This window comes from Streptococcus mitis (genome assembly GCF_902159415.1).
GTDB lineage: Bacteria > Bacillota > Bacilli > Lactobacillales > Streptococcaceae > Streptococcus > Streptococcus mitis_BG.
Map to the genome: position 1 here is coordinate 229,970 of NZ_CABGJU010000001.1, position 18,129 is coordinate 248,098.

General features: G+C 39.9%; 16 protein-coding genes. 14 read left to right on the forward strand and 2 right to left on the reverse strand.

Annotated features, from left to right (window positions below; all coding sequences use genetic code 11):
• Positions 1 to 37: 37 nt before the first annotated feature.
• The 6 genes from metG (at position 38) to FN031_RS01175 (ending at position 5,030) form a co-directional block, all read left to right on the forward strand.
• Positions 38 to 2,035, forward strand: a complete 1,998-nt coding sequence (metG, locus tag FN031_RS01150) for a methionine--tRNA ligase (protein ID WP_142556886.1) — start codon at positions 38 to 40, stop codon at positions 2,033 to 2,035.
• 97 nt (positions 2,036 to 2,132) lie between these two features.
• Entirely contained in the window at positions 2,133 to 3,059 is a 927-nt protein-coding gene (locus FN031_RS01155) for an aldo/keto reductase (RefSeq protein ID WP_142556888.1), read from the forward strand.
• Positions 3,060 to 3,157: 98 nt separating this feature from the next.
• Complete coding sequence (locus FN031_RS01160) at positions 3,158 to 3,394, forward strand: DUF2829 domain-containing protein (RefSeq protein ID WP_000141913.1); 237 nt, start codon at positions 3,158 to 3,160, stop codon at positions 3,392 to 3,394.
• Positions 3,387 to 4,085 (forward strand): 3-oxoacyl-ACP reductase, encoded by a 699-nt coding sequence (locus FN031_RS01165; RefSeq protein ID WP_142556890.1) that lies wholly within the window; start codon positions 3,387 to 3,389, stop codon positions 4,083 to 4,085. Before FN031_RS01160 ends, FN031_RS01165 begins: the two co-directional genes overlap by 8 nt.
• A gap of 10 nt (positions 4,086 to 4,095) precedes the next feature.
• Positions 4,096 to 4,593: an NUDIX hydrolase gene (locus FN031_RS01170; RefSeq protein WP_142556892.1), complete on the forward strand. Its 498-nt coding sequence runs from the start codon at positions 4,096 to 4,098 to the stop codon at positions 4,591 to 4,593.
• Positions 4,590 to 5,030 (forward strand): ASCH domain-containing protein, encoded by a 441-nt coding sequence (locus tag FN031_RS01175; protein ID WP_142556894.1) that lies wholly within the window; start codon positions 4,590 to 4,592, stop codon positions 5,028 to 5,030. Before FN031_RS01170 ends, FN031_RS01175 begins: the two co-directional genes overlap by 4 nt.
• A gap of 252 nt (positions 5,031 to 5,282) precedes the next feature.
• On the opposite strand, the gene FN031_RS01180 is transcribed toward FN031_RS01175, so the two are convergent.
• On the reverse strand, positions 5,283 to 7,319 hold the full coding sequence (locus FN031_RS01180) for a Cna B-type domain-containing protein (protein ID WP_142556896.1): 2,037 nt from the start codon (positions 7,317 to 7,319) through the stop codon (positions 5,283 to 5,285).
• A 662-nt stretch (positions 7,320 to 7,981) separates the two neighbouring features.
• On the opposite strand from FN031_RS01180, the gene FN031_RS01185 reads away from it, so the two are divergent.
• From FN031_RS01185 to FN031_RS01195, 3 genes are all read left to right on the forward strand, one after another.
• Positions 7,982 to 10,528, forward strand: a complete 2,547-nt coding sequence (locus tag FN031_RS01185) for a M1 family metallopeptidase (protein WP_142556898.1) — start codon at positions 7,982 to 7,984, stop codon at positions 10,526 to 10,528.
• 115 nt (positions 10,529 to 10,643) lie between these two features.
• Positions 10,644 to 11,315 (forward strand): response regulator transcription factor, encoded by a 672-nt coding sequence (locus FN031_RS01190; protein WP_142556900.1) that lies wholly within the window; start codon positions 10,644 to 10,646, stop codon positions 11,313 to 11,315.
• On the forward strand, positions 11,308 to 12,642 hold the full coding sequence (locus FN031_RS01195) for a sensor histidine kinase (protein WP_142556902.1): 1,335 nt from the start codon (positions 11,308 to 11,310) through the stop codon (positions 12,640 to 12,642). The genes FN031_RS01190 and FN031_RS01195 overlap by 8 nt, the downstream gene beginning before the upstream one ends.
• Positions 12,643 to 12,670: 28 nt before the next feature.
• Here the strand turns inward: FN031_RS01195 and FN031_RS01200 are convergent, their stop codons facing one another.
• Entirely contained in the window at positions 12,671 to 12,946 is a 276-nt protein-coding gene (locus tag FN031_RS01200; protein WP_142556904.1) for a DUF3270 family protein, read from the reverse strand.
• A gap of 368 nt (positions 12,947 to 13,314) precedes the next feature.
• Here FN031_RS01200 and FN031_RS01205 point away from each other — a divergent pair, with 368 nt between their 5' ends.
• The 5 genes from FN031_RS01205 (at position 13,315) to FN031_RS01225 (ending at position 18,128) form a co-directional block, all read left to right on the forward strand.
• A complete protein-coding gene (locus FN031_RS01205; protein ID WP_142556906.1) occupies positions 13,315 to 14,370 on the forward strand; it encodes an ABC transporter permease in 1,056 nt (351 codons plus the stop codon).
• A 13-nt stretch (positions 14,371 to 14,383) separates the two neighbouring features.
• Positions 14,384 to 15,064: an ABC transporter ATP-binding protein gene (locus tag FN031_RS01210; protein ID WP_142556908.1), complete on the forward strand. Its 681-nt coding sequence runs from the start codon at positions 14,384 to 14,386 to the stop codon at positions 15,062 to 15,064.
• 111 nt (positions 15,065 to 15,175) lie between these two features.
• Entirely contained in the window at positions 15,176 to 16,105 is a 930-nt protein-coding gene (locus FN031_RS01215; protein WP_142556911.1) for a peptidase U32 family protein, read from the forward strand.
• A gap of 104 nt (positions 16,106 to 16,209) precedes the next feature.
• Complete coding sequence (gene rpiA / locus FN031_RS01220) at positions 16,210 to 16,893, forward strand: ribose-5-phosphate isomerase RpiA (RefSeq protein ID WP_142556913.1); 684 nt, start codon at positions 16,210 to 16,212, stop codon at positions 16,891 to 16,893.
• Positions 16,894 to 16,916: 23 nt separating this feature from the next.
• Entirely contained in the window at positions 16,917 to 18,128 is a 1,212-nt protein-coding gene (locus FN031_RS01225; RefSeq protein WP_142556915.1) for a phosphopentomutase, read from the forward strand.
• Position 18,129 lies beyond the last annotated feature (1 nt).

The following is an 18,129-nucleotide window of genomic DNA, read 5'->3' on the forward strand; positions in this document are numbered from 1 at the left end:
AGAAAAACAGGTTTCATTAGCCTGGAAAGGAAATATTATGTCTGAAAAGAATTTTTATATTACAACACCGATTTACTATCCATCTGGTAAACTTCATATCGGTTCTGCCTACACAACTATCGCCTGTGATGTCCTAGCACGTTACAAACGCCTGATGGGCTACGATGTCTTTTATCTGACTGGTCTTGATGAGCATGGTCAAAAGATTCAACAAAAAGCAGAAGAAGCTGGCATCACACCTCAAGCTTATGTCGACGGTATGGCGGTTGGAGTCAAAGAACTCTGGCAATTACTAGATATCTCTTACGATAAATTTATCCGTACAACTGATGACTACCATGAAAAAGTAGTGGCTCAAGTCTTTGAACGCTTGCTAGCTCAAGATGACATCTATCTAGGTGAATATTCTGGCTGGTACTCAGTATCCGATGAGGAATTCTTTACAGAAAGCCAGCTTGCAGAAGTTTTCCGTGACGAAGATGGAAATGTGACGGGTGGTATCGCTCCATCAGGTCACGAAGTGGAGTGGGTTTCAGAAGAGTCTTATTTCCTTCGCCTCAGCAAATACCAAGACCGCTTGGTCGAATTTTTCAAATCACATCCTGACTTCATCACTCCTGATGGTCGTCTCAATGAAATGCTTCGTAACTTCATTGAACCTGGTTTGGAAGACTTAGCAGTTTCTCGTACAACCTTTACCTGGGGTGTACCTGTCCCTTCAAATCCAAAACACGTTGTCTATGTATGGATTGATGCCCTTCTCAACTATGCGACAGCCCTTGGTTATGGTCAAGACGAACATGCTAACTTTGATAAGTTTTGGAACGGAACAGTCTTCCACATGGTTGGAAAGGATATTCTTCGTTTCCATTCCATCTACTGGCCAATCTTACTCATGATGCTCGATATCAAGTTGCCAGATCGTCTGATTGCTCATGGTTGGTTCGTCATGAAAGATGGCAAGATGTCTAAATCTAAAGGGAACGTGGTCTATCCTGAAATGTTGGTAGAGCGTTATGGACTTGATCCACTTCGTTACTACCTCATGCGTAGCCTTCCAGTTGGTTCTGATGGAACCTTCACTCCTGAAGACTATGTAGGTCGTATCAACTATGAACTAGCCAATGATCTTGGAAACCTCCTCAACCGTACGGTTTCTATGATTAACAAGTATTTTGATGGGCAAATCCCTGCTTATGTAGAGGGTGTAACAGAGTTTGATAATGCTCTTGCTCAAGTAGCAGAGCAATCAATCGCTGATTACCACACCTACATGGATGCAGTTGACTACCCACGTGCGCTTGAAGCGGTTTGGACTCTGATTTCACGTACCAATAAATACATCGATGAGACAGCTCCATGGGTCTTGGCTAAGGATGAAGCTCTTCGTGACCAATTGGCAAGTGTTATGAGTCACTTGGCAGCTAGCCTTCGTGTCGTTGCTCACTTGATTGAACCATTTATGATGGAAACCAGCCGTGCAGTATTGACTCAACTTGGTCTAGCAGAAGTTTCTAGCCTTGAAAATTTGAGTTTGGCTGATTTCCCTGCAGGTGTAACGGTAGTTGCCAAAGGAACTCCAATCTTCCCACGTCTGGATATGGAAGAAGAAATCGCCTATATCAAGGAACAAATGGAAGGTAATAAACCAGCCGTTGAAAAAGAATGGAATCCAGATGAAGTCGAACTCAAACTAAACAAGGAAGAAATCAAGTTTGAAGACTTTGACAAGGTTGAAATCCGTGTCGCAGAAGTCAAGGAAGTTTCCAAAGTAGAAGGTTCTGACAAGTTGCTTCAATTCCGCCTCGATGCTGGTGATGGTGAAGATCGTCAAATTCTCTCAGGAATTGCAAAATACTATCCAAATGAACAAGAATTGGTCGGCAAGAAAGTCCAAATCGTTGCCAACCTCAAACCACGTAAAATGATGAAAAAATATGTCAGCCAAGGGATGATCCTCTCAGCTGAACATGATGGCAAATTAACTCTTCTCACAGTTGATCAAGCTGTACCAAACGGAAGTGTGATTGGCTAAAATAAAAAGGACCAGTTTGAACTGGTTCTTTTTCGTTTGATAAAAGTTGATAAAAGTGGCATTCTACTTTATAATGAAAAAAACGGAGGAAATTGCCATGAAATACATTCCACTTGGTCAAGAGAAAAGAGAATTGTCCGAAATCGTTCTAGGCATGATGCGAATCAGTGACAAGTCGGTCAAAGAAGTTGATGAGCTGGTTGAAACAGCTCTCTCTGTCGGAATCAATACCTTTGACTTGGCAGATATCTATGGTGGAGGTCGTTGCGAAGAATTACTAGGTCAGGTGTTAAACGATCGTCCTGACCTGCGAGAAAAGATTTGGATTCAGTCCAAATGTGGCATTCGCATCGAAGAATTTACCTATTTTGATTTTTCAAAAGAATATATTCTAGAATCAGTAGATGGAATTTTAAAAAGATTGCAGGTTGATTATTTAGATAGCTTGCTTCTCCATCGTCCAGATGCTTTGATGGAAGCTGATCAAGTGGCTCAAGCCTTTGAAATTCTTCACAAATCAGGTAAAGTTCGAGACTTCGGTGTGTCCAATCAAAATCCTATGATGATAGAATTACTGAAGAAAGAGGTCAAACAACCTTTATCTATCAATCAATTACAGCTAAGCGCAGCTTTCACGCCAGGATTTGAATCAGGTTTTCATGTCAATATGGAAGGGAACAAGGCGGCATTGCGTGATGGAAGCATCTTTGAATACTGTAAATTAAACGACATGGTGATTCAGGCCTGGTCAGTCTTACAGTTTGGCTACTTTAAGGGTAATTTTGTTGGCAATGAGAAGTTCCAACAACTAAATCAAGTCCTAAATCGCTTAGCGATAAAATATGGAGTCAGCCCATCAGCCATCGCTATCGCTTGGGTCTTACGTTACCCAGCCAAGATGCAAGCAGTGATAGGGACAACCAATCCTCAGCATTTAATAGAGGCAAGCCAAGCTAGTCATGTCAACCTGACTCGAAAAGAATGGTATGAGATTTACCTAGCAACAGGGAATGATTTGCCGTAAGGGGAATTTGCATTTAAGAAATCACAGTCAAAAAGCCGTTGGAAAACGGTTTTTTGTTATAATGAAATTAAGATTTATAGATAACAAAGGAGAAAAACATGACATTTGAAGAGATTTTACCAGGATTAAAGGCTAAGAAGAAATACGTGCGTACTGGATGGGGTGGAGCTGAGAACTATGTCCAGCTCTTTGATACCATCGAGCAAAATGGAGTGGCTCTGGAAGTGACACCTTATTTCCTCATTAACGTGTCTGGTGAAGGCGAAGGCTTTTCCATGTGGAGTCCAACTCCCTGTGATGTTCTAGCGACTGATTGGGTGGAAGTCCATGACTAAACGTGTATTGATTACAGGTGTTAGCTCAGGGATTGGTCTGGCTCAAGCTCGACTCTTTTTAGAAAAAGGTTATCAGGTTTATGGGGTGGATCAGAGTGAAAAACCTGACTTACAAGGTGACTTTCACTTTTTACAACGTGATTTAACGCTTGACTTGGAACCAATTTTTGACTGGTGCCCTCAGGTGGATGTTCTTTGTAATACTGCTGGAGTTTTGGATGATTACAAACCCTTACTGGAACAATCTGCCCAAGAAATCCAAGAGATTTTTGAAATCAATTACGTAACTCCAGTGGAGTTGACCCGTTATTATTTGACTCAAATGTTGGAATACAAGCGAGGAATCATCATCAATATGTGCTCCATTGCCTCAAGTCTAGCAGGCGGAGGTGGTCACGCCTATACCTCGTCTAAACATGCCTTGGCAGGATTTACCAAGCAGTTGGCTTTAGACTATGCTGAAGCTGGTATCCAGGTCTTTGGCATTGCTCCTGGTGCTGTTAAAACTGGTATGACAGCAGCTGACTTTGAACCAGGTGGTCTGGCAGACTGGGTAGCAAGTGAAACACCAATCAAACGCTGGATTGATCCAAGTGAAATTGCAGAAGTTAGCCTCTTCCTAGCAAGTGGGAAAGCAAACGCCATGCAAGGGCAAATTCTTACTATTGATGGTGGCTGGTCTTTGAAGTAGGAGGAGTTGGATGGAAATCAAACATCACTTTGGTGTCTATGGCATTTGCTATGAGAATGGGAAATTGCTTTGCATTGAGAAAACGAGAGGACCTTATCAGCATCGTTTTGATTTACCTGGTGGTAGTCAGGAAGTAGGTGAGGGGTTGACAGAAACCCTCAAGAGAGAAGTTCTGGAAGAGACGGGTTATATGCTTAGCCAGTATTCAAATACTAGGATTTATGATGTGCTAGTTCATGAAGAAGGGGAAGACTTCGCAGTATATCATATCATGGCCTTTTATGATATCGTACTCGATTTAGAACGCTCTCAAAAATCCCTTCCTCATGAAGTTCTTGATGGAAGTAACGATTCAGCAAAGGCAATTTGGCTTCCTCTTGAGCAGATTACCGAAGAAAATGCCTCGCCTTTAGTATTAAAAGTGAAGGCAGAGTTACGAGGATTTCCAGAATTGGACAAGACCTCTTACATGAATTGGAAGGTGAAAGAAAGGAAGCTAAACAAATGACACCGCAAGAAATGTGGAATGCCTACAAGCAAATCAATCCCTCTATCGGAGATGAAATAGACGCCTGGGCTTTTGGAGTAGAGGCAGATCTCTTGGCTGACTTGGTTCTAAGAGGGGAAAAAACAGCAACAGCCTCAGCTTACGACCTCTACACACTAGAGAACGAACCCCTTCCACAAGAAGGGACTTTCGATGTCATTTTAGACAGTCAAAATCAGGCTGTCTGCATTGTCGAAATTACAAAAGTTTCTGTTGAACCTTTTAGTCAAGTTTCTGCTGACCATGCCTTCAAGGAAGGGGAAGGGGATAAATCCCTCGCCTATTGGCGTCAGGTTCATGAGGAGTTTTTCACAGCTTGTCTAAGAGAGGCAGGACTAACGTTTACACCTGATAGTAAGGTTGTTTTAGAAGAATTTCGTAAAGTCTACCCTGTGTAGACTGCTATAAGGAGGAAAGTTTTGGAAATCACTGTCCAAAGCTTTTTTCTGACTTTAAGTGCTAAAAAAGCTAAACAAAAAGCGGACAATCATGTACGCTTTTTTGAATCTAACAAGTAAAGTTATTAGATAGAGTATTTTAAAGTTGTTTATCTTTTGAATAACTATACCTGTCCATTATATATGCTTGATTATTCTTTTGAAAAAAAGAGAGAGCATTGCTCTCTCTTCTATAACGAAACTTATCTAATATTATTTAGAAAATTTACGTTTCATGATTACAGTACCTGACAAGATTACCACACCTGCCAATACAAGTACTAGGCTTGTAGCCTCACCAGTGAATGGAAGAGTTGGTCCTTCTTCTGTTGTAGTCGAACGACCTGGTTCTGGTGTCGTAGTAGAACGACTTGGTTCTGGTGTTGTAGTCGAACGACCTGGTTCTTCTGTTGTAGTAGAGCGACCTGGTTCTTCAGTAGTGGTTGTAGTGTCACCTTCTCCTCTACCATGTGGGTTAGGAGACTCAGTCGTTGTTGTTGTTGGGGTTGGGGCTACAGTTGTTGACTCTGTAGTCGTTGTTGTTGTAGTTGGGGCTACAGTTGTTGTTGGAGCTTCAGTTGTTGTAGGAGCTTCAGTTGTTGTAGGAGCTTCAGTTGTTGTAGGAGCTTCAGTTGTTGTAGGAGCTTCAGTTGTTGTTGGGGCCTCAGTTGTTGTAGGAGCTTCAGTTGTTGTAGGAGCTACAGTTGTTGTTGGAGCCTCAGTTGTTGTTGGAGCTTCAGTTGTTGTAGGAGCTTCAGTTGTTGTAGGAGCTACAGTTGTTGTTGGAGCCTCAGTTGTTGTTGGAGCTACAGTTGTTGTAGGAGCCTCAGTTGTTGTAGGAGCTTCAGTTGTTGTTGGGGCTTCTGTTGTTGTAGGAGCTTCTGTTGTAGTTGGAGCCTCAGTTGTTGTTGTAGTTGGTTTGTTTGATGTGTTAACGACCTTAATCACGTTTGCATCATCAATTTTTTCAACCGTAGAAGTGTAACCTTCAGGTGTGTTTGTTTCCACTACTGAGTACTCAATCTTCTTACCATCTTTGATACCAGGTAAGTTAGTAAATGATGCTTGCCAACCAGAAGCTTTTGTAAGGGTTTGTGTCAACCCTTCCAATGCTTTACCGTCAGCATACAATTGAACTGTGATATCTTTACGGTCTGCTTCGCTATCTCCAACCCATTCTTTTTGAACGGTCACAGTTGTGTCACCAGAAATCCAGAATTTCAACTCATTGTTGTTCCAGAATGCTGGATCTGTTTGAGGTGTTGTGATTTCGTCAGCTTTCAAGGTAGCGTTGTTATCTACGCGAATGGTAGTCTTAGGAATTAATGTTTGGTATTCAATGATTAATTCTTCGTCTGTAGCCGTTTTGAAAACATCACTTACGTCTGATAACTTCACAGTAAATCCATTACCGTCAGCATCAAATGTAACGTGTTTCCAGAAATCCCAACCTGAAGCAACTACTTGTCCACCTTTTCTTAATGTGAATGATGGTTTTAAGTAAGTTCCCACAAAGAATTCACTTGCTGCATGGTTCGCAGCTGGAGCAAAAGTGATTGAAGAGTAATCTACCGCTGGAGCTTGAATACGGTCTGTTACTACTGGGTTTGTCAAGGCTTGTTTTTTGCCATCTCCATTGATACGGATGAACCATTTTGTAAGATAGTAGTCATCTCCAACATTCATCCATGCATAGTTTTCAGATGCATCTAATTTGAATTGCTTAGTAACATAGTCCCCAGTAAGGTTATATTTATTGATCACAGATTCAAATACGCCAGGTCCATCAGGACGTGTAATGACAACTGATTCAGAACCTACTTTTGAAGTAGCTGTTTTATTGCCAGGATTTCCTGGTGTGTTATCCCACACTGCTCGGTATTGGAATCCACCCTTAACGTTTTGATTCATGGATTCGATTGCTTTTTTAAAAGTAAAAGTAATCTTCTTGTCTGTCATTGACAAGGTAGCTACTTCAGCACCGTTAGCTTGAAGTGATTGCGTTGCGAGCTCTGTAATATTTAAACCTTCGGGAGCGTCGATGGTAAAAGTATCCCCTTCTTTAACAGATTTACCTGTTAAGTCCCAGTCAAAAGAAAATGTAACTTTTTGACCAGCTGTATCTGCTTTTAGGTTTGTAATAGTGGGAGTAACAGTTGCTGCAGAAACCGGGTTAATGATTGACAAACCAAGGACAACTACACCGATCAATGCTACAAAGGTAAATATTTTTTTATAAAAAGATTTCAATTTCCCCAAATCCTTTCTTTCATAAAATTTTCTTGTTTGATATTAACGCCCAAAATGTTGATTTATATCATTTAATAAAATTGGCATTCATATTTCGACGAAAAATCCTATCTTTATTGCAATTCTACTCCAGCTCCATTGAAGATAGATTAATGCAATAGTTTTGAGACTCTGTATGTAATCAACCGATTCATATTTATAGTGACTTTTTAACGTAAAAGGAGTTTTCTGCTAGCTTTTTTGATTGATGCGAATCCTATATTTATTTAAAAAATAATTAATAATTTTTAGCTAAATATGATTTGCTTTGGAAAAACTAATAATAGAAGTGCAATATATTAAATAAACATAATAATTGTCATACTATGAGTGTTAATATACCAAACACACTAATTTTAGCACTAACGTATGCATTAGTCAAAGAAATATACGCAGATTTCCTATAATTTTTGGTGGTTTTTGACTTTTTTTGACAAAGTTCGAAAATAGGCTTGAAATATAGAAATTATAGGCCTTCACAGAACTTATTTCTTATCATTTGGTTTCAAAAGGATAAAAATTGTATAAATAGACTTTCAAAGCTTTTTTCTGACTTAAAATATGATAAAATAGGTGTGTTTGAACTAGAGCATTTGCTCAGAATTTTAGAATAGGAGAATATGATGCAAGCAGTAGAACATTATATTGAAACATTTGTTCCTGAACATTATGATTTGTTTTTAGACTTGAGTCGTGAGACCAAGACGTTTTCAGGAAAAGTAACCATTACCGGTCAAGCTAAGAGCGACCGTATTTCCCTTCACCAAAAAGACTTGGAAATTGTTTCAGTTGAGGTAGCAGGTAAAGCTCGTCCATTCACAGTTGATAACGAAAACGAAGCCCTTCATATTGAACTTTCTGAAGTAGGTCAAGTTGATTTGGTCATTGATTTTTCAGGTAAAATCACAGACAACATGACAGGAATCTACCCATCTTACTACACAGTTGATGGTGTTAAGAGGGAAGTCTTGTCTACTCAGTTTGAGAGTCACTTTGCCCGCGAAGCCTTCCCATGTGTGGATGAGCCAGAAGCGAAAGCAACCTTTGACCTAGCTCTTCGATTTGACCAAGCAACAGGCGAAATTGCCCTGTCAAACATGCCTGAGATTGATGTTGAAAACCGCAAAGAAACGGGCATCTGGAAGTTTGAAACAACTCCTCGTATGTCTTCTTACTTGCTAGCTTTCGTAGCTGGTGATTTACAAGGGGTAACGGCTACAACTAAAAATGGTACTTTGGTAGGTGTCTACTCAACCAAGGCACATCCACTTTCAAACCTTGAGTTCTCACTAGACATCGCCGTTCGTTCTATCGAATTTTACGAAGACTACTACGGAGTCAAGTACCCAATTCCTCAATCTCTTCATATCGCCCTTCCTGACTTCTCAGCAGGTGCTATGGAAAACTGGGGTCTAGTGACTTACCGTGAAGTTTACTTGGTTGTAGATGAGAATTCTACCTTTGCCAGCCGTCAACAAGTTGCCCTTGTCATTGCCCATGAGCTTGCTCACCAATGGTTCGGTAACCTTGTGACGATGAAGTGGTGGGATGACTTGTGGCTCAACGAAAGCTTCGCTAACATGATGGAATACGTCTGTGTAGATGCTATCGAGCCAAGCTGGAATATCTTTGAAGACTTCCAAACAAGTGGAGTGCCGGCTGCTCTTAAACGTGATGCAACAGATGGCGTTCAATCTGTTCACGTTGAAGTTAGCCACCCAGACGAAATCAATACCCTCTTTGATGGTGCAATCGTCTATGCCAAAGGAAGCCGTCTCATGCACATGCTTCGTCGTTGGCTAGGAGATGCTGATTTTGCTAAAGGTTTACACGCTTACTTTGAAAAACACCAATACGGAAATACTATTGGTCGTGACCTTTGGAATGCCCTTGGTCAAGCATCAGGCCGTGATGTCGCAGCCTTTATGGATTCTTGGTTGGAGCAACCTGGTTATCCAGTTTTGACTGCTACAGTTGAAAATGATGTTTTGAAGATCTCACAAAAACAATTCTTCATCGGTGAACATGAAGACAAGAACCGTCTTTGGGTAGTACCCCTTAACAGTAACTGGAAAGGTTTGCCAGATACACTCGAAACTGAAAGCATCGAAATTCCAGGTTATGCAACGCTTCTTGCTGAAAACAAAACAGCTCTTCGTCTCAACACTGAAAACACTGCCCACTACATTACTGACTATCAAGGTGAATTACTGGATGCTATCCTTTCAGAATTAGTTGAACTTGATAACACAAGTAAGCTTCAAATCGTCCAAGAACGTCGTTTGCTTGCTGAAGCAGGACATGTATCATATGCAGACTTGTTGCCAGTGCTTGATAAACTTGCCAAGGAAGAGTCTTACCTGGTTGTTGCTGCAGTTTCTCAAGTTGTTTCTGCCCTTGAGCGCTTTATCGATGAAGGAACAGAAGCTGAGAAAGTCTTTAACACTCTGGTTGCTAAATTGGCCCGTCACAATTATGAGCGACTTGGCTTTGAAGCGAAAGACGGAGAATCAGATGAGGATGAGTTGGTTCGTCAATTGACCATTTCTATGATGATTCGTTCAAATGATGAAGAAGCTAGTCAGGTAGCAAGCCAAATCTTTGCAGACCATAAAGAAAAACTTGCAGGACTTCCAGCAGCCATTCGTTCTCAAGTCCTTATCAATGAGATCAAACATCACGAGACTAAGGACTTGGTGGCAACTTACCTAGACCTTTACACTCATGCAACAGATGCAGTTTTCAAACGTCAATTAGCAGCTGCGCTTGCATACAGTACAGATGCAGAAAACATCCAAACTCTTCTTGCAACTTGGAAGGACAAATTTGTCGTGAAACCACAAGACCTTTCAGCATGGTATCTCCAATTCCTTGGACACCAAGCTACCCAAGAAACTGTTTGGGTTTGGGCTCGTGAAAACTGGGATTGGATCAAGGCAGCCCTTGGTGGAGATATGAGTTTTGATAGCTTTGTCATCTTCCCATCACACATCTTTAAAACAGAACAACGTTTGGCAGAGTATAAGGCCTTCTTTGAACCACAACTTTCTGACCTTGCTCTTAGCCGTAACATCCGCATGGGTATCAAGGATATCGCAGCTCGCGTTGAATTGATTAAACGTGACAAAGCAACGGTTGAAGCAGTTGTTGCACAATATGGCAATGCTTAAAACCTTTTAGTCTACATAGAGACTCAAAACTCAACTTTCTCTGATTAAAACAAGGAAAGTTGAGTTTTTTTTAAGATATTTTTGCTATAATGGATATAATAAGGAGGAATTTTTAATGATTAAAATTCTATTAGTAGAAGATGACCTAGGTCTGTCAAATTCAGTTTTTGATTTTTTGGATGATTTTGCGGATGTCATGCAGGTTTTTGATGGCGAAGAAGGTCTCTACGAGGCTGAAAGTGGCGTTTATGACCTGATTCTCCTTGATTTGATGTTACCTGAAAAAAATGGTTTCCAAGTCTTAAAAGAACTACGTGAAAAAGGCATTTCGACTCCAGTTCTCATCATGACAGCCAAGGAAAGTCTCGATGACAAAGGACATGGCTTTGAGCTTGGGGCTGATGATTATCTAACCAAACCATTCTACCTTGAAGAACTCAAGATGCGTATCCAGGCCCTTCTCAAACGCTCAGGGAAATTTAACGAAAATACCTTATCATACGGTGACTTGACAGTCAATCTATCTACCAATGAAGTGAAGGTTCAGGATGCCTCTGTTGAGCTGCTCGGTAAAGAATTTGAACTCTTGGTTTATTTCCTCCAAAACCAAAATGTCATCTTACCAAAAACTCAAATCTTTGACCGTTTATGGGGATTTGACAGTGACACAACTATTTCCGTTGTAGAAGTTTATGTATCAAAAGTTCGTAAAAAATTAAAGGGCTCAGCCTTTGCTGAAAACCTTCAAACTCTACGTAGTGTTGGGTATATTTTAAAACATGTTTAATAAAATAAGAAAGAATTGGTACGCAGAAGATTTTAGTTACTTTGTCCGTAACTTTGGTGTCTTTACGCTCATCTTCTCTGCAATGACTTTGATTATCTTGCAAGTGATGCACTCGAGTCTTTATACTTCAGTAGATGAAAAGTTACAGATCCTAAGTAGCAATCCCCAAGATATGATTCAGTTGGCTGTAAATCGAACGTCAGAGGATTTAAAAGATCTGAATAATCAATCTGTTGCAAAATCGGGTGATAAGAAACCAACTGTCAGTTCAAATACAGAAGTAATCCTATTCGATGAAAATCTGAACCAATTGATAACTGGAAATCGCTTTTTAGGCTTAGACAAAATTACCTTTAATAAAAAGGATTTAAATCATATCCGACAGCTTCATATTCAAAATAGTTTTGGACAAGATGAGATTTATAGAGTTCTACTAACAGAAATGAATATTGAGACTGTTTCGACCAATATTAAATACGCGGCCGTATTGATTAATACCACTCAGTTAGAGCAAATCAGTCAGAATCATGAACAGCTTATCGTAGTTGTAATGGCTAGCTTTTGGATTTTATCACTTCTAGCTAGTCTATACCTTGCTAGAGTGAGTGTCAAACCCTTACTTGAAAGTATGCAGAGACAACAAAGCTTTGTTGAAAATGCCAGTCATGAGCTTCGTACACCTTTAGCAGTTTTACAAAATCGTTTGGAAACACTTTTTCGCAAACCTGAAGCTACCATTATGGAGTCTAGTGAGAGTATAGCTTCAAGTCTAGAAGAAGTGCGTAATATGCGCCTTTTAACAACCAATCTTCTCAATCTAGCCCGTCGTGATGATGGTATTAAGCCAGAATTAGGTGAGGTTCAACCAGAATTTTTCAACACAATCTTTACAAACTATGAAATGATTGCAACTGAGAATCATAAAGTCTTTCGTTTTGAAAATAGAATCAAGCGTACCATTATTACAGACAAGCTTCTCCTTAAGCAATTAATGACAATCCTCTTTGATAATGCTGTAAAGTATACAGAAGAGGATGGAGAGATAAATTTTGTGATTACTGCAACAGACCGTAACTTATATTTGACTGTATCGGATGACGGTATTGGTATATCACAAGCAGATAAAAAGAAAATCTTTGATCGTTTTTACAGGGTCGATAAGGCCAGAACTAGACAAAAAGGTGGATTTGGTCTCGGCTTATCCCTAGCTAAACAAATCGTAGATGCCCTTAAAGGCTCTATCATTGTGAAAGATAACAAACCCCATGGAACTATTTTTGAGGTAAAAATCGCTATCCAAACACCGCCTAAACGTAAAAATAAATAAAAAAACCTTCGATTCATCGAAGGTTTTTTTATTTGAATTTTTTCTTGATAAAAGTGCGTTGAAGTTTTAAGGCCCCTAGACTAAGTGCTACAGCCAATCCCAAGGATAGAATGGTATTTAATTTTAATGATAGGAATATAAAACTAAAGATTGCTAAAAAGACACAGAAACAAGCAATATTTACAAAGAAAAGAACTTCTTTTATACTAGCGACAGAAGTATTCTCTGGCATATAATCTTGATACTGGGTTGTTTTTGTTCTTTCTTGTTCAAACTCATACGATTGTAATTTTCTTGCGGGCATTTCTCTCTCCTTACAGTACACCTTCTATTTTATCATTTTTTATATTGAAAATTATTACAGGATTGTTACAAATTGCATAAATGATGTTTTTTGTCTCTAATCTCTCTTCTTGACACCCCTACCGGAAAATGATAGGATGAGTAAACCGTTTTAACTTTATTATTTTTCTCTTATTTCAACGAGGGGAAATTTGATGGTTAAAACGAATAAAAATCATACACAGATGCAAATAAATTCAATTTTCAAGTAAGGACAGGATTCTTTTAAATTGATTCTAGTTGTTCATGACGAGATAGATTTCTATCTTTAGTGCTATGGTAGAGGGGAAACTTGTTTCCTCGACAACAGAATACTTAAAGGAGATTGGCATGTATCTTGCTATCAAAGAAATATTACAGAATAAACTGCGTTACAGTTTAATTCTAACAACCATCTTTCTCATTGCTTTTATGGTCTTTTTTATGACCAGTTTGGCTCTCGGGCTTGTTCGAAACAACAGGGCTGCTATTGATAATTGGCAGGCAACAGGAGTTGTGCTATCCGATTATGCAAATGATAATTTGACGGCATCCTTTATACCAGAAAAAGACTACAAAGATAAAGTGTCTGAGGATGCTGTTCCCCTAAGCTACATGTTTGCGGTGACAAACCTTGTCGATAGTAGTGATAAGTTGAATGTCTCTATTTTTGGTCAAGAGTGGGACAGCTTTATCTCGCCAACCTTGATTGAAGGTCGTTACCCAGAAAATGATCAAGAAGTGGTAGTGGATCAGTCTTTTGAAAATTACGGCATCAAACTCGGGGACGCTATTCAACTCAACGGAAGTGAGACAAGTTTTAAGATTGTAGGTTTGACCAAAGAAAATAAATTTTTCACGGAACCTGTTGTCTTTACAAGTTTAACAACCTATTGGGATTTACAAGGAACAACAAAAGGCAATCGTTCGATCTCTGCATTGGTATTGCAAAATGATGTAGAAGTGACTGGCGATGGCTTGAAGCAGATTTCTATTCAAAAAATGATTTCGAAAATTCCTGGCTACACCCCTCAGGTCAATGTATTCTCAGGAATGATTCTAGCTATGATTGTCATTACAGGTCTGATTGTAGGGATTTTTATCTACATCATTACCATTCAAAAATTAGGTCTCTATGGAATTATGCGAGCACAAGGGATTCAGATAAAATCCATCGTATGGTCCCTTTTCTGCCAAATCTTTCTCTTATCTGGTTTGGGTATCGGATTAGCCTTGTTTGCTATTGGGGCTGTCATTTTAGTCTTACCTGCAACCTTCTTTTTCTACCCTAGTTGGTTGGCATACTTTGTGTTAAGCCTGGTCATTTGCTTGATGGCACTTCTAGGTGGTGTCATTTCGCTTCCGCGTCTACTTAAAGTGGATCCAATTACAGCGATTGCAGAATGATAAGGAGAATGATATGACGACATTAATTGAGATGATTCAAGTGACAAAAACTTATGGCGAAAGCAATATGAAAGTCACAGCTCTTCATGAGACCAATTTTCAGCTAAACGCTGGGGAGTTTGTAGCGATTGTGGGGCCTTCTGGATCAGGGAAAACTACTTTTTTAACGACTCTAGGCCAACTTCAGAAAGCTTCAAGTGGAAAGATTCTAGTAAAGGGAAAAGAGACTGGGCATTTATCTGAAAAAGAAAAAACGGATTTGCGCTTCCGTGAATTTGGTTTTATCCTCCAGGCTTCTAATTTGATTCCATTTTTAACGGTTAAGGAGCAATTAGATTTAATTGACCGTTTGGATAAAAAGAAATCTATAAAAAGTGACCGACAAGAGTTATTTAGTTTGTTGGATTTGGAAAAGGTTCAAAATCACTATCCCAAAGCCCTCTCTGGTGGTGAACGCCAACGCGCTGCAATTGCTAGAGCCCTTTATAATAATCCGAGTATCGTGCTTGCAGATGAGCCGACAGCTAGCTTGGATACACAACGTGCTTACCAGGTTACGGATATGCTGGCTTCAATTGCCCATGAGCAAGGCAGGGGTGTTGTCATGATTACACATGATACTCGCTTGCTAGATAAGGTTGACCGTATTTATAAGATGAATGACGGACGACTTGTTGAAAAGACACAAGCATAAATCTAAAAAGTGAACTGTTATTGATGCAGTTCACTTTTTTTGAAAGTTTAGGCTAACAAGACATACTTTTCTATATAGCTGAATTTTTGGAAATGTGGTATAATTTTCTCTATGGAAAAGATTATCATTACAGCAACTGCTGAAAGTATTGAACAAGTAAAACAGCTACTTGAAGCTGGTGTCGACCGCATTTATGTCGGTGAGAAAGATTTTGGTCTTCGTTTGCCAACGACTTTTAGTCATGTAGAATTGCGTGAAATCGCAAAAATCGTTCATGATGCAGGTAAGGAGTTAATCGTTGCGGTCAATGCTCTTATGCACCAAGATATGATGGATCGTATCAAGCCATTCTTGGACTTTTTAGAGGAAATCAAAACGGACTACATCACAGTTGGAGACGCAGGTGTTTTTTATGTGGTTAACCGTGATGGCTATTCTTTTAAAACGATCTACGATGCGTCAACCATGGTAACTAGCAGTCGTCAGATTAACTTCTGGGGACAAAAAGCAGGTGCATCAGAAGCTGTTTTGGCGCGTGAAATCCCATCTGCAGAACTTTTCAAGATGCCTGAAATTCTAGAAATTCCAGCAGAAGTTTTGGTATATGGAGCTAGTGTGATCCACCATTCTAAGCGTCCGCTCTTGCAAAACTACTATAATTTCACTCAAATTGATGATGAAAAAACACGTCAACGTGATTTGTTCTTGGCTGAGCCAAGTGACCCAGAGAGCCATTATTCTATTTTTGAAGACAATCATGGGACTCATATCTTTGCTAATAATGATCTTGATTTGATGACCAAGTTAACAGAATTAGTTGAGCATGGATTTACCCACTGGAAACTGGAAGGTCTCTACACTCCAGGCCAAAATTTTGTAGAAATTGCAAAACTCTTTATCCAAGCGCGCAATTTGATTCAAGAAGGTAACTTTACACATGACCAAGCCTTCTTGCTTGATGAAGAAGTTCGCAAACTCCATCCTAAAAATCGTTTCTTGGATACTGGATTTTACGATTACGATCCTGATATGGTTAAATAAAATTCACAAAACCCGACATAAATTGTTCGGGTTTTTCTAGTGTAAGGATGAATTTGAAGCGTATTCATGATATAATAGAAGTAACTCTATTTGGAGGTGTATAAGTGGAAAATCTGAAAAAAATGGCAGGGATTAAAGCTGCCGAGTTCGTCAAAGATGGTATGGTTGTCGGGCTTGGAACAGGCTCAACTGCCTACTATTTCGTAGAAGAAATAGGTCGTCGTATCAAGGAAGAAGGCCTACAGATTACAGCTGTAACGACTTCTAGTGTAACCAGCAAGCAGGCAGAAGGACTCAATATTCCTCTTAAGTCTATTGACCAGGTGGATTTTGTAGACCTGACAGTTGATGGTGCTGATGAAGTAGACAGTCAGTTTAACGGCATCAAAGGTGGTGGTGGTGCCCTTCTTATGGAAAAGGTTGTCGCAACTCCATCTAAAGAATATATATGGGTTGTTGATGAGAGTAAGCTAGTAGAGAAACTCGGTGCCTTTAAATTACCTGTAGAGGTAGTTCAGTATGGTGCAGAGCAAGTCTTTCGTCGATTTGAGCGAGCTGGCTATAAACCAAGCTTCCGCGAAAAGGATGGCCAACGTTTTGTGACGGATATGCAGAACTTTATCATCGATTTGGCCTTGGAAGTGATTGAAGACCCAATTGCTCTGGGACAAGAATTGGATCATGTCGTTGGTGTTGTCGAGCATGGCTTGTTTAACCAAATGGTGAATAAGGTCATCGTTGCTGGACAAGAGGGCGTTCAGATTTTAACTTCAACAAAAGCGAAATAATCAAAATAATAAGGAGACATACTATGCCAAAATTTAATCGTATTCACTTGGTAGTATTAGATTCTGTAGGAATCGGTGCAGCACCAGACGCTCATAACTTTGTCAACGCTGGTGTTCCTGATGGTGCATCAGACACGCTTGGACATATTTCAAAATCAGTAGGTTTGAATGTTCCAAATATGGCAAAACTTGGTCTTGGGAACATTCCTCGCGAAACACCATTGAAGACAGTTCCAGCTGAGAGCAATCCAACAGGTTATGCGACTAAGCTTGAAGAGGTATCTCTAGGTAAAGATACCATGACTGGTCACTGGGAAATCATGGGGCTCAATATCACTGAACCTTTCGATACTTTCTGGAATGGATTCCCAGAGGAAATCCTTACTAAAATCGAAGAATTTTCAGGACGTAAAGTTATTCGTGAAGCCAACAAACCATACTCAGGAACAGCTGTCATCGATGACTTTGGACCACGCCAAATGGAAACTGGCGAGTTGATTATCTATACATCAGCTGACCCAGTTCTTCAAATCGCAGCTCACGAAGAGATTATTCCTTTGGATGAACTCTACCGTATCTGTGAATACGCTCGTTCGATTACTTTAGAGCGTCCAGCTCTTCTCGGACGCATTATTGCTCGTCCTTATGTTGGTGAGCCTGGAAACTTCACTCGTACGGCTAACCGTCGTGACTTGGCTGTATCTCCATTTGCTCCAACTGTTTTGGACAAATTGAATGAAGCTGGTATTGATACATATGCAGTTGGTAAGATTAACGATATTTTCAACGGTGCTGGTATCAACCACGATATGGGCCATAACAAATCAAATAGCCACGGTATAGATACCTTGATTAAGACCATGGGACTTCCTGAATTCCAAGAAGGCTTCTCATTTACCAACTTGGTAGACTTTGATGCTTTATATGGACACCGTCGTGATCCACACGGCTATCGTGATTGTTTGCATGAGTTTGATGAGCGCTTGCCAGAAATCATTGCAGCAATGAGAGAAGACGATCTTCTTTTGATTACTGCTGACCACGGAAATGACCCAACCTATGCTGGTACTGACCATACTCGTGAATATATTCCACTTTTAGCATACAGTCCATCTTTTAAAGGCAATGGATTAATTCCAGTTGGACACTTCGCTGACATCTCAGCAACAATTGCGGATAACTTTGGCGTTGAAACTGCCATGATTGGTGAAAGTTTCTTAGATAAATTAGTTTAAG

Bases quoted from the DNA above. Each gene is read 5' to 3' on its own strand.
- FN031_RS01185 (WP_142556898.1), top strand. From the start codon at position 7,982: ATGCAAGCAGTAGAACATTATATTGAAACATTTGTTCCTGAACATTAT.
- FN031_RS01200 (WP_142556904.1), bottom strand. From the start codon at position 12,946: ATGCCCGCAAGAAAATTACAATCGTATGAGTTTGAACAAGAAAGAACA.
- FN031_RS01165 (WP_142556890.1), top strand. From the start codon at position 3,387: ATGACTAAACGTGTATTGATTACAGGTGTTAGCTCAGGGATTGGTCTG.
- FN031_RS01160 (WP_000141913.1), top strand. From the start codon at position 3,158: ATGACATTTGAAGAGATTTTACCAGGATTAAAGGCTAAGAAGAAATAC.
- FN031_RS01205 (WP_142556906.1), top strand. From the start codon at position 13,315: ATGTATCTTGCTATCAAAGAAATATTACAGAATAAACTGCGTTACAGT.
- FN031_RS01170 (WP_142556892.1), top strand. From the start codon at position 4,096: ATGGAAATCAAACATCACTTTGGTGTCTATGGCATTTGCTATGAGAAT.
- FN031_RS01210 (WP_142556908.1), top strand. From the start codon at position 14,384: ATGACGACATTAATTGAGATGATTCAAGTGACAAAAACTTATGGCGAA.
- FN031_RS01190 (WP_142556900.1), top strand. From the start codon at position 10,644: ATGATTAAAATTCTATTAGTAGAAGATGACCTAGGTCTGTCAAATTCA.
- FN031_RS01195 (WP_142556902.1), top strand. From the start codon at position 11,308: ATGTTTAATAAAATAAGAAAGAATTGGTACGCAGAAGATTTTAGTTAC.
- metG (WP_142556886.1), top strand. From the start codon at position 38: ATGTCTGAAAAGAATTTTTATATTACAACACCGATTTACTATCCATCT.
- FN031_RS01215 (WP_142556911.1), top strand. From the start codon at position 15,176: ATGGAAAAGATTATCATTACAGCAACTGCTGAAAGTATTGAACAAGTA.
- FN031_RS01155 (WP_142556888.1), top strand. From the start codon at position 2,133: ATGAAATACATTCCACTTGGTCAAGAGAAAAGAGAATTGTCCGAAATC.
- FN031_RS01225 (WP_142556915.1), top strand. From the start codon at position 16,917: ATGCCAAAATTTAATCGTATTCACTTGGTAGTATTAGATTCTGTAGGA.
- FN031_RS01175 (WP_142556894.1), top strand. From the start codon at position 4,590: ATGACACCGCAAGAAATGTGGAATGCCTACAAGCAAATCAATCCCTCT.